Origin of the sequence: Bacteroides sp. D20 (assembly GCF_003436255.1) — a bacterium.
GTDB classification, from domain to species: domain Bacteria; phylum Bacteroidota; class Bacteroidia; order Bacteroidales; family Bacteroidaceae; genus Bacteroides; species Bacteroides uniformis.
In genome coordinates this window covers 39,156-50,557 of record NZ_QSOO01000024.1, presented here as the reverse complement: position 1 = coordinate 50,557, position 11,402 = coordinate 39,156, and the positions used below count along the sequence as shown (strand labels likewise).

10 protein-coding genes are annotated in these 11,402 nt (G+C 50.3%); 8 read left to right on the top strand and 2 right to left on the bottom strand.

What is annotated here, in order from left to right:
• Positions 1 to 108: 108 nt before the first annotated feature.
• Positions 109 to 960, bottom strand: coding sequence for a PepSY-like domain-containing protein (locus tag DXD78_RS19155; protein ID WP_034529245.1), 852 nt, complete (start codon positions 958 to 960; stop codon positions 109 to 111).
• Between the two features lie 166 nt (positions 961 to 1,126).
• Here DXD78_RS19155 and metG point away from each other — a divergent pair, with 166 nt between their 5' ends.
• The 7 genes from metG (at position 1,127) to DXD78_RS19120 (ending at position 9,626) form a co-directional block, all read left to right on the top strand.
• Positions 1,127 to 3,169 carry a methionine--tRNA ligase gene (gene metG, locus DXD78_RS19150; RefSeq protein ID WP_009037611.1) on the top strand — a complete coding sequence of 681 codons (2,043 nt, stop codon included), beginning with the start codon at positions 1,127 to 1,129 and terminating at the stop codon, positions 3,167 to 3,169.
• A gap of 92 nt (positions 3,170 to 3,261) precedes the next feature.
• Entirely contained in the window at positions 3,262 to 4,707 is a 1,446-nt protein-coding gene (locus DXD78_RS19145; RefSeq protein ID WP_009037610.1) for a lipopolysaccharide biosynthesis protein, read from the top strand.
• On the top strand, positions 4,704 to 5,615 hold the full coding sequence (locus DXD78_RS19140) for a beta-1,6-N-acetylglucosaminyltransferase (protein ID WP_009037609.1): 912 nt from the start codon (positions 4,704 to 4,706) through the stop codon (positions 5,613 to 5,615). The genes DXD78_RS19145 and DXD78_RS19140 overlap by 4 nt, the downstream gene beginning before the upstream one ends.
• A gap of 64 nt (positions 5,616 to 5,679) precedes the next feature.
• Positions 5,680 to 6,549: a phosphorylcholine transferase LicD gene (locus DXD78_RS19135; RefSeq protein WP_005834345.1), complete on the top strand. Its 870-nt coding sequence runs from the start codon at positions 5,680 to 5,682 to the stop codon at positions 6,547 to 6,549.
• A gap of 15 nt (positions 6,550 to 6,564) precedes the next feature.
• On the top strand, positions 6,565 to 7,581 hold the full coding sequence (locus DXD78_RS19130; RefSeq protein WP_008662502.1) for a hypothetical protein: 1,017 nt from the start codon (positions 6,565 to 6,567) through the stop codon (positions 7,579 to 7,581).
• A 40-nt stretch (positions 7,582 to 7,621) separates the two neighbouring features.
• Entirely contained in the window at positions 7,622 to 8,887 is a 1,266-nt protein-coding gene (locus DXD78_RS19125) for a glycosyltransferase family 4 protein (RefSeq protein WP_005830834.1), read from the top strand.
• Positions 8,880 to 9,626 carry a glycosyltransferase family 2 protein gene (locus tag DXD78_RS19120; protein WP_009037608.1) on the top strand — a complete coding sequence of 249 codons (747 nt, stop codon included), beginning with the start codon at positions 8,880 to 8,882 and terminating at the stop codon, positions 9,624 to 9,626. The genes DXD78_RS19125 and DXD78_RS19120 overlap by 8 nt, the downstream gene beginning before the upstream one ends.
• A 265-nt stretch (positions 9,627 to 9,891) precedes the next feature.
• On the opposite strand, the gene DXD78_RS19115 is transcribed toward DXD78_RS19120, so the two are convergent.
• Entirely contained in the window at positions 9,892 to 10,608 is a 717-nt protein-coding gene (locus DXD78_RS19115) for an NAD-dependent deacylase (RefSeq protein WP_008662496.1), read from the bottom strand.
• Positions 10,609 to 10,790: 182 nt separating this feature from the next.
• Between DXD78_RS19115 and DXD78_RS19110 the strand changes: the two genes are divergently transcribed.
• The gene (locus DXD78_RS19110; protein WP_005830842.1) at positions 10,791 to 11,384 is read left to right on the top strand and encodes an FKBP-type peptidyl-prolyl cis-trans isomerase; all 594 of its coding nucleotides are present in this window, start codon (positions 10,791 to 10,793) and stop codon (positions 11,382 to 11,384) included.
• The last annotated feature ends 18 nt before the right edge of the window (positions 11,385 to 11,402 follow it).

Genomic DNA, 11,402 nt, shown 5'->3' with positions numbered 1-11,402 from the left:
TAGTAACACATTTATTAGTTTGTAAATGTGTCTACCTATATCAGGATAAGACAGTAAACAAGCGGTAAATACAATACGCTGATTTAAAGGGAAGTATTCAGTATAAGATTATGGCAGTATTTCACCTTCCGCTGTCACCTTTACGTAGATTTCCCTTTCCCCTTGCTCCATCTCTACCAAAAAGTAACTGCCATCGGGAGTCTCAATAAAGTCGGCATCATCAATGACATAACCGGGATGGGCAGCCGTAACGGCGTTCTTCACTACATCCTCCAGATGTCTCTTACTGATATCCCAGATAGTATAGACCCATGCACCCTCAGCGGTGAACATCACATCCTTGCTGATACTTCCGTGCACGATTTCGACTTCCGTCATACCGTTCTTTTCTTTTTCAATATCCACAATGCGGGCATTGGGATATTTCTCTGCTATAAAATCTTTGATGGCAGCGGAAATATCAGAAGGGAGATAATCTTCGGGAGAACCGCCGTTGTGCGCATCGGCCACTTCCTTCACCAGAATGCCGTCCTCCGAATAATAGAGGTCCATTTCCTGATTACCTTTCTCCACTTCGATGATGTAGACAACAGCCATTTCCTTACGTTCCAGCTTGTCTACATCTTCCACCTTCCATACATTATAATAGGTACTACTCTCGTAAGAGCTTCTCACCGGAGCGGGAAGGTCTGCATAACGGAGGTCGGTTTCGGTCATCTGCCATACACCGTCTTTGGTGAACCAGGCCTCCTTTTCGAAATTGTCCTCATGGAAATCAGCCACATAATATGCACCTTTTGTTTCCCATTCTATACGCTGGGCATTGGGATGCTCCTTGGCCAACGCATTACTCAGTTCCGCGGGCACGGAGATTCCGTCGTTGTCGTCATCATCACAGCTTTGCAAGGCAAAGGCAAACACGCCTAACGCCAATAATAAGAAGTACTTTTCCAGTTTCATAGTCATTTCGTTTTTTTACATTATCAATACCAAGTTTGTTCATTTTGTATGGCAAAGATGAAGCCTAAATCTGGAAAGAATCTGGAAGAATACTCATATTTTGCAGAAAACAGCTATCTTTGTGCCACTAAAAGCGTTCATAACAAAAGAGATACATAATAACACAATGGAAAAGAAATTCAAACGTACCACCGTGACCTCGGCATTGCCGTATGCCAACGGCCCGGTTCATATCGGACACCTGGCAGGCGTTTATGTTCCTGCCGACATCTACGTCCGCTACCTGCGACTGAAAAAGGAAGATGTTATCTTCATCGGCGGCTCCGACGAACACGGAGTGCCCATCACCATCCGCGCCAAGAAGGAAGGCATCACCCCGCAAGACGTGGTGGACCGCTATCATACGCTTATAAAGAAGTCTTTCGAAGAGTTCGGCGTCTCCTTCGACGTGTACAGCCGTACTACCTCAAAGACGCATCACGACACGGCTTCCGACTTCTTCCGCAAGCTGTACGATAAGGGAGAATTCATCGAAAAGACCAGCATGCAGTATTACGACGAAGAAGCCAAGACCTTCCTTGCCGACCGCTACATCACCGGCGAGTGCCCCCACTGCCATGCCGAAGGCGCTTACGGCGACCAATGCGAGAAGTGCGGCACCAGCCTCAGCCCCACGGACCTGATTAATCCGAAGAGTGCCATCAGCGGCAGCCAGCCCGTGATGCGTGAGACGAAGCACTGGTATCTGCCGCTGGACAAACACGAGGAATGGCTTCGCCAATGGATTCTGGAAGACCATAAGGAGTGGCGTCCCAATGTTTATGGCCAATGCAAGAGCTGGCTCGACATGGGCTTGCAGCCGCGTGCCGTGAGCCGCGACCTGGATTGGGGTATTCCCGTTCCCGTAGAGGGTGCCGAGGGCAAAGTGCTCTATGTATGGTTCGACGCCCCTATCGGCTACATCAGCAACACCAAAGAGTTGCTGCCCGACACATGGGAGAAATGGTGGAAAGACCCCGAAACGCGTCTGGTACACTTCATCGGAAAAGACAATATCGTGTTCCACTGCATCGTGTTCCCCGCCATGCTGAAGGCAGAGGGTAGCTACATCCTGCCGGACAACGTGCCGAGCAACGAGTTCCTGAACCTGGAGGGCGACAAGATTTCCACTTCACGCAACTGGGCGGTATGGCTGCACGAGTATCTCGTTGACTTCCCCGGCAAGCAGGATGTGCTGCGCTACGTGCTGACCGCCAACGCACCGGAGACAAAAGACAACGACTTCACCTGGAAGGACTTCCAGGCACGTAATAACAACGAGCTGGTTGCCGTTTATGGCAACTTCGTGAACCGCGCCCTGCAACTCACCAAGAAGTACTTCGACAGCGTAGTGCCCGCCGCAGGCGAACTGAACGACTACGACCGCGAGACGCTGAAAGAATTTGCCGACGTCAAGGCAGAAGTGGAGAAGTTGCTGGATGTATTCAAATTCCGCGACGCACAGAAGGAAGCGATGAACCTTGCCCGCATCGGAAACAAATACCTGGCAGACACCGAGCCGTGGAAGCTTGCCAAGACAGACATGGAGCGCGTAGCCACCATTCTCCACATCTCGTTGCAGTTGGTCGCCAACCTTGCCATTGCTTTCGAACCGTTCCTGCCCTTCAGCAGCGAGAAGCTTCGCAAGATGCTGAACATGGACAGCTTTGACTGGGCAGAGCTGGGACACACCGACCTGTTGCCTGCCGGACATCAGCTGGGCACCCCCGAACTGCTGTTCGAAAAGATAGAAGACGACGTCATCCAGGCACAAGTAGACAAGCTGCTTGCCACCAAGAAGGCAAACGAAGCCGCCACCTACAAGGCAAACCCCATCAAGCCGACCATCGCCTTCGAAGACTTTGAAAAGCTGGATATCCGCGTAGGTACAGTGCTTGAATGCGAGGCAGTGCCCAAGATGAAGAAGCTGCTGAAGTTCAAGATTGCCGACGGGCTGGAAAACCGCACCATCGTCAGCGGCATTGCCCAGCACTACAAACCGGAAGAACTGGTAGGCAAGCAAGTGCTGTTCATCGCCAACCTCGCTCCACGCCAATTCAAGAACGGGCTGGTAAGTGAGGGAATGATTCTCTCTGCCGAGAATTATGACGGCTCGCTGGCGGTGACTTCACTGCTGAAAGAGGTGAAGCCGGGCAGCGAGGTGAAATAAAACAGTAACAAGGTAACGAGTTAACAAGGCTACAAGGAGGAAGGAAAAGCCTCGTGGCCTTGTTAACTCGTTGCCTTATCAACCAATAAACTATGTCCGATACATCACTCAAAGAAAAAACAGCCAAAGGCCTCTTCTGGGGAGGATTCAGCAACGGCATACAGCAGTTGTTAAATCTGGGATTCGGAATAGTCCTTGCCCGTCTGCTGGATGCTTCGGATTATGGTATGGTAGGGATGCTTACCATCTTCTCCGCCATTGCCGCCGCCTTGCAGGAGGGTGGGTTCATTTCGGCACTGACCAACCGGAAGGAGACTTTGCACAAGGATTACAACGCCGTGTTCTGGTTCAGCCTGATGTGCAGCACTACTATATATATATTACTCTTCTTTGCCGCACCGCTGATTGCCGACTTCTACGATACGCCCGAGCTGATACCGCTGTCCCGTCTCTCCTTCTTGGGATTCGTCATTTCCAGCATGAGCATTGCACCGAGGGCATATCTATTCAAGAACCTCAGAATCAAGGACACTACCGTCATTTCTATTTCAAGTCTGATAGTCTCCGGTATTGTGGGCATCACATTGGCGGCAAACGGATTCGCCTATTGGGGGATTGCATTGCAAAGCATCTCTTTCATCACCGTAATGACGATTCTTAACTTCTACTTCTCGCATTGGAGACCCCGCTTCCGGTTCGACTTCACACCCATTAAGGAGATGATAGGGTTCAGCAGTAAGATAATCATTACGAATATCTTCACCATAATCAATAACAATTTGTTTTCCGTCTTGTTGGGTAAGTTCTATTCGGAACGGGAAGTGGGTAACTTTACGCAGGCAAACAAGTGGAACGGCATGGGACATACCACGATTACGGGCATGATAAACGGCATTGCACAACCCGTCTTTACCCGGGTTGCCGACGACAAGGCACGGCAACTTGCCGTATTCAGAAAGCTGCTGCGCTTCACCGCCTTTATCTCTTTCCCCGCCATGCTGGGATTGAGCTTGGTATCGAAAGAACTGATTATAATCACTATCACGGAGAAGTGGCTGCCCAGTGCCGATATCTTGCAACTGTTATGTATTTGGGGAGCATTTATTCCCGTCATCAATCTGTTCTCCAACCTGCTCATCAGCCGGGGACATTCTTCTATCTATATGTGGAGCACCATCAGCTTGAGCCTGCTGCAAATAGCAGCTGTATGCGCCATATACCCATACGGGTTGGAATGGCTGCTGCGTATTTTCGTCATTATCAATATCGGCTGGCTGTTTGTATGGTTCCGTTTTGTCAAGAGGGAGATAGGATTAAGACTGCGCGATATGCTGAAAGACATCTCTCCTTATCTCTCCCTATCCATTGTACTCGTAGTGTCAACTCACTATGCTACTCAGCCCATAGAAAACCTATACTTAAATATGGCAGCCAAAATCATTATGGTAGCTGGGCTTTATGCACTGGTTTTGTGGAAACTACAATCTACCATCTTCCGGGAAAGCATTGAATTCCTCTTAAAGAAAAAAAGAGCATGAGCCGCATAGCCTACATCATATCCGCCTACAAGGATGCCCCACACTTGGCACGCCTGGTTGCCGCACTGGATGACCGGGCAGACTTCTACGTGCACATCGACCTCAATGCCGATATACACCCTTTTGAAGAAGCCTTGGGAGACAAGGTCACTTTCGTGCCCCGCCACCGGATAAGCTGGGGAGGATGGGAACAAGTGGAATATCAGAAAGAATTGCTTGCCGCCGTATTGCACAGCGGCATCCCCTATACCCGTGTAGTATGCCTGAGCGGGCAAGACTATCCGTTATGGAACAACAACGCCATCCACCACTATTTCGAGGAGCATCAAGACACTGAATTCATCGGCGGTTTCAACCTGACACGCTGCACCGTGAAACAGCAGTTGCACAAGATAACCCATTACCACCCTTTCCGTGACCTGCCTTGGAAGAGTATATGGTGGAAGAACAAACTCATCGTAGCATCGCGCAAGCTGGCACAGATACTCCCCATCCGGAAAGCCCCTTTTGCACCCTTGGAGGGCAAGCAGGCAGATGTCTATTTCGGTTCCGACTATTGGGCCATCACGTTGCCCTGCGCACGATATGTATATGAAAAGTTGTGCACGGAGGAGAAGCTGGTGAAGTATTTCAGAACCAGCTTTGTACCCAGCGAACTGTGCATACAGACCATCGTATTCAACTCCCCTTTTGCCTCAAAAGGGCTTCTTTTAGAGGGAGAATACCCCGGACTTACCCGTCTCACCCCCTTGCACTACATAGACTACGGCGCATCCATCCGCGTGATGACACTCGAGGACCTGCCGGTATTGCAGCAGTCTGGAAAGATGTTCTGCCGGAAAGTGGTAAGCGGGGAGTCCGACACACTGATAGAAAAACTCAAGTCCGATTTCGCAAAAGAAGATTGAAATGGAAAGTGCTCCTTTCAACTATTATCATTATTTTTGCAGACATCAATCAAAAATGGTATCCATGGTGAAGCAATATACCCCAGAAGAACTGACCCAACTACATCAGGTGCTATACGAAATACTGGAAGAGATTGTGCGCATCTGCGACAAACACAATATTCCCTATTTTGTAATCGGCGGAACAGCAATAGGGGCACTCTATGACAAAGCGATTCTTCCTTGGGATGACGACATAGATATAGGTATGAAACGGGAAGACTACAATAAGTTTCTCCAGATAGCCTCCCAAGAACTGAGAGAACCATACTTTCTTTCATGGATACATACCGACCCTCATAGTCCTTATTACTTTGCCAAAGTCAAGAAAAACAACACCTTGTTTGTCGAAGAGATGTTTAAAGATGTACCTATGCATCAGGGAATCTTTGTCGATATATTCCCTTTTGACCGTATTCCAAACAATAAGCTATTAAGGAAGATACAATATGAAGCCGTCAACTTTCTGAAATGCTGCCTGATGGGAAAAGAGGTATGGCTATGGAAACACTTCGGAAAATGTCAAATATCCAACCCTACCAATCGTGGAGCTGTTGCCTGCCTTCTGAACCGGATAGTTGATATGACACTCTCTAAAAAGACAATCTACCGTTTGATGGTGATAATGCAAAGTTGTTTCAACTCATGGAAAACTTTGTATTACAACAATGTGATTACCACTACCGACCATGTTTTGGAGACGAGTCTCAACCATTTACAACCAATCAAATTCGGTCCACTTTATCTGAAAGCACCTGATGGATTGGAAAACTTTCTACGGTACAACTATCCCACTTTACACCGGTATACAGAAGAAGAGCAGGACAAGATAAACAATCATTATCCGGCAGTTCTTTCTTTCAACATACCAAATGACCATATAGCCACCTCCTAATCCAACAAAATTGCCATGAAACCAGCCCTTGTAGATGTATCTGTACTGATTCTTTTCTTCAACCGCCCCAAACTGCTGGCGCAAGTATTCGAACAAGTGAAGAAAGCACGCCCCGCACGACTGTTTCTCTATCAGGACGGCCCGCGCGGCGAACGCGACATGCCGGGCATAGAAGCTTGTCGCAAAGTAGTGGCAGACATCGACTGGGAATGCGAAGTACACCACAACTACCAAGAGAAGAACTACGGCTGCGACCCATCGGAATACATGGCACAGAAGTGGGCATTCTCCTTGTCGGACAAATGTATCGTGCTTGAGGATGACGACGTGCCTGCCGTCTCTTTCTTCGGCTTCTGCAAGGAACTGCTCGACAAGTATGAGCACGACACACGCATCAGCATAATTGCCGGATTCAACAACGAGGAGATTACACCGGACATCACTTCCGACTACTTCTTCGCCACCACCTTCTCCATCTGGGGATGGGCGAGCTGGCGGCGGGTGACGGACCAATGGGATGAATTCTACACCTTCCTGGACGACAAGGAGAACATGCGGCAACTGAAGAACCTCATCCACACACGGCGCTACCGCAAAGACTTCATCTACATGTGCCAACGCCACCGCGAACACGGGAAAGCCTATTACGAAACCATCTTCCACGCTTCCATGTTGTTCAATTCGGGTCTGAGCATCGTGCCCACCCGCAACATGATAAACAATCTGGGAGCCACTGCCGACTCCACCCACTTTGCCGGCTCCGTACACACCATGCCGCGCGGTTACCGCCGCATCTTCACCATGAAACGCTACGAAGTGGAGTTTCCGCTGAAGCACCCTCGCCACGTCATCGAGAACACTGCCTACAAGGATAGCGTTTACCGCATCATGGCATGGCGGCATCCCTGGATAAAGATTGCACGGTCGTTCGAGGAACTGGCGTTGAACCTACGGTACGGCAACTTCACCATCATATGGCAAACGCTGCAAAAGCGTATCCGGAAATGGATGAAACAAGACCGGCATCTGTAACAAGAAAAAACATTCAAAAAAGAAGAAACGAACAACAGTCATGAGAGTACTACTTATCAATACATCCGAACGCATCGGCGGCGCAGCCATCGCCGCCAGCCGTCTGATGGAATCACTCAAGAACCACGGCATCAAAGCCAAGCTGCTGGTACGCGACAAGCAGACCGACCAAATCTCCGTTGTGTCACTGGACCATAACTGGCGCATGGTGTGGAAGTTCGTCTGGGAGCGCATCGTCATCTGGAGCGCCAACCGCTTCAACAAGAAGAACATCTTTGCCGTAGACATTGCCAACACGGGGACAGACATCACCTCACTGCCCGAATTCCAGCAAGCAGACGTCATCCATCTGCACTGGATAAACCAAGGGATGCTCTCGCTGAAGAACATCGAGAAGATTCTCGCCTCGGGCAAGCCCGTCGTCTGGACCATGCACGACATGTGGCCCTGCACTGGCATCTGTCACCATGCCCGCGAGTGCACCCACTACCAGCAGGAATGCCACAACTGCCCCTTCATCCACGGAGGCAGAGGCAAACGTGACCTTTCCTACCGCATCTTCCACAAAAAGCAGGCATTGTATCGCAACCGTCACATCAACTTCGTCACCTGCAGCCGCTGGCTGGAAGAACGTGCCCGGACAAGCGCCCTCTTCTGTGGACATGCCGTGACGTGCATCCCCAACCCCATCAACACCAACCTCTTCAAGCCCCGCAACCGACAGGAAGCCCGCAGCCGTTGCCTACTGCCGCAAGACAAAAAGCTCATGTTGTTCGGCTCGGTGAAGATTACGGACAAACGGAAAGGCATTGACTACTTGATAGAATCGTGCCGACTGCTGGCCGACAAGCATCCCGAACTCCGGGAACAGTTGGGTGTCGTCGTCTTCGGCAACCAATCGCAACAACTGGAAAACCTGCTTCCATTCAAAGTCTACCCGCTGAACTTCGTCAGCAACGAACACCAACTGGTGAACATCTACAATGCCGTGGACATCTTCGTGACCCCCTCGCTGGAAGAGAACCTGCCGAACACCATCATGGAAGCCATGGCATGCGGCATTCCCTGCGTCGGATTCAACGTGGGCGGCATCCCTGAGATGATAGACCATCTGCACAACGGCTACGTGGCACAATACAAATCCTCGGAAGACTTTGCCAACGGCATCTACTGGACGCTGACCGAACCCGACTACCCCAGCCTCTCGGAACAAGCCTGCCGGAAAGCCATCTCCCACTATTCGGAGAACGTCGTCGCCAAGAAATACATTGACCTTTACAACAAAGTAACCGGAAGAAATGCATAACCACCCCACCCCGAAATTCAGCATCATCACCGTGACCTACAATGCCGAAGCGGTACTGGAGGACACGATTCAAAGCGTTATCTCGCAAACCTACCACCACGTAGAATACATCATTGTGGACGGTGCGTCCAAAGACAGCACGCTCTCCATTATCGACCGTTACCGCGACCGCATCACCCGCATCGTGAGCGAACCGGACAAGGGACTGTACGACGCCATGAACAAAGGCATCCGCCTTGCCACCGGCGATTACCTCTGCTTCCTCAATGCTGGCGACAGCTTCCACGAGGACGACACCTTGCAGCAGATGGTGCGTTCCATCTCCGGCAACGAACTACCCGACGTGCTGTACGGCGAAACGGAACTGGTGGACAAGGAAGGTCACTTCATCCGCATGCGCCGCCTCGCCGCCCCGGAAGTGCTTACCTGGCGAAGCTTCAAGCAGGGCATGCTGGTCTGCCATCAGGCCTTCTTTGCCAAAGCTTCCCTTGTAGAACCCTACGACCTGCAATACCGCTTCTCCGCCGACTTCGACTGGTGCATCCGGGTGATGAAGAAGGCACGGACCTTGCACAATACCCATCTCACCCTCATCGACTATCTGGAAGAGGGAATGACCACCCAGAACCGGCAAGCATCCCTGCGCGAACGCTTCCGCATCATGGCGCGGCATTACGGACTGATGAGTACCGTAGCCCATCATGCCTGGTTCGTATTACGGGCCGTGATAAAGAAATAGCACAAATTTCGAGGACAAATATACTTTGTTCCCGCAAGACCTATACCTTGCGGGAATCTCCCCTATACCCAGCTCTCTACAGTATAGGAGTGAGTACCCAAAACATCCCCATGTTTTCACCTAAAACATCCGGATGTAATGGAGCAAAACATCCCCATGTTTTGGGGTAAAACATCCGGGTGTTTTGGAGAAAGACATCCGGATGTTCTGCATATTAAGTCCTATACCGTGAGGGGCTAAGTCCTAAGACGTAGGAGATTAAGTCCTAAGGCAAAGGAGGCTGGGTAACTGTAAGCAGCGCCTTCAACTCTTTTACCCCTTCCGAAGCTCCCTTTTGAATGACATGTATCGGACGCATGACGTGCGTGTCCACCGGCTTGGGGTCTATCAGATACACTTCGGCGGCACGGGGCACGTAGTTCAGCAGTCCCGCAGCGGGATAAACGTTCAGGCTGGTGCCGATGATGACGAAGATGTCCGCCTGCTCCACATACCGGATGGCAGTCTCAATCTCCGGCACCGACTCGCCAAACCACACGATGAACGGGCGGAGCTGCGTACCGTCGCCCGCCTTGTCGCCCAACTTTACTTCATATTCCTCCGGCGCCAGTTCCTTGACGAAATGCGGATTATAAGGGTCGCGGCTGGAACAAACCTTCGTCAGTTCCCCATGCAAGTGTATCACGTGCGTACTGCCGGCACGCTCGTGCAGATTATCTACGTTCTGGGTGACGACCGTTACATTGAAATCCCTCTCCAGGTCGGCAACGCCCAGATGCCCGGCATTCGGCACCACATCGAGCAACTGCTTGCGACGTTCGTTATAGAAATTAATGACCAGTTCCGGATTACGTGCATACCCCTCGGGAGTCGCCACCTGCTCCACCGGATATTTGTCCCATAATCCGCCCGCATCACGGAATGTGCTGATGCCGCTCTCGGCGCTCATACCAGCACCCGACAATATGACCAAGTTCTTCATTTTCCGCTCCTTTCCTTTATTAAAGTAAGACAAATATAAGAAGAATGTTCAAGTTGTGATATAAATAAGAAAAATTAAATACTTAAAAGCCTTATCATTCAAATAAAAGACGTACTTTTGCCATTCGTAAATTTGCAATAGACTGGAAAAGAAACCAATCCGGTCGTCAACAAAAGAATCTTATGGACAAATTCAGTTATGCTATCGGCCTTGGAATAGGTCAGAATCTTTTAAGCATGGGTGCCAAAGGCATTGCAGTAGATGACTTTGCACAAGCAATCAAAGACGTTTTGGAGGGCAACCAGACGGCAATCAGCCACACAGAAGCCCGTGACATCGTCAACAAGTACTTCGCCGAACTGGAGGAGAAGATGAACGCAGCAAACATAGAAGCCGGCAAAAAGTTCCTGGAAGAGAACAAAAAACGCGAGGGAGTTGTTACGCTTCCCAGCGGACTTCAATACGAAGTTATCACAGAAGGAAACGTCGGTCACTATGCCAAAGCAACCGACCAGGTACAATGCCACTACGAAGGCACACTGATTGACGGAACGCTGTTCGACAGCTCCATCAAGCGCGGCCAGCCTGCCACATTCGGTGTAAACCAAGTGATACCCGGTTGGGTGGAAGCCCTTCAGCTTATGCCCGAAGGTGCCAAGTGGAAACTCTACATCCCCAGCGACCTGGCATACGGAGCGCAGGGTGCCGGCGAGATGATTCCTCCCCACAGCACGCTCGTATTCGAAGTCGAATTACAGAAAATTTTATCTAAATAAACAAACAAGTAAAAGCAA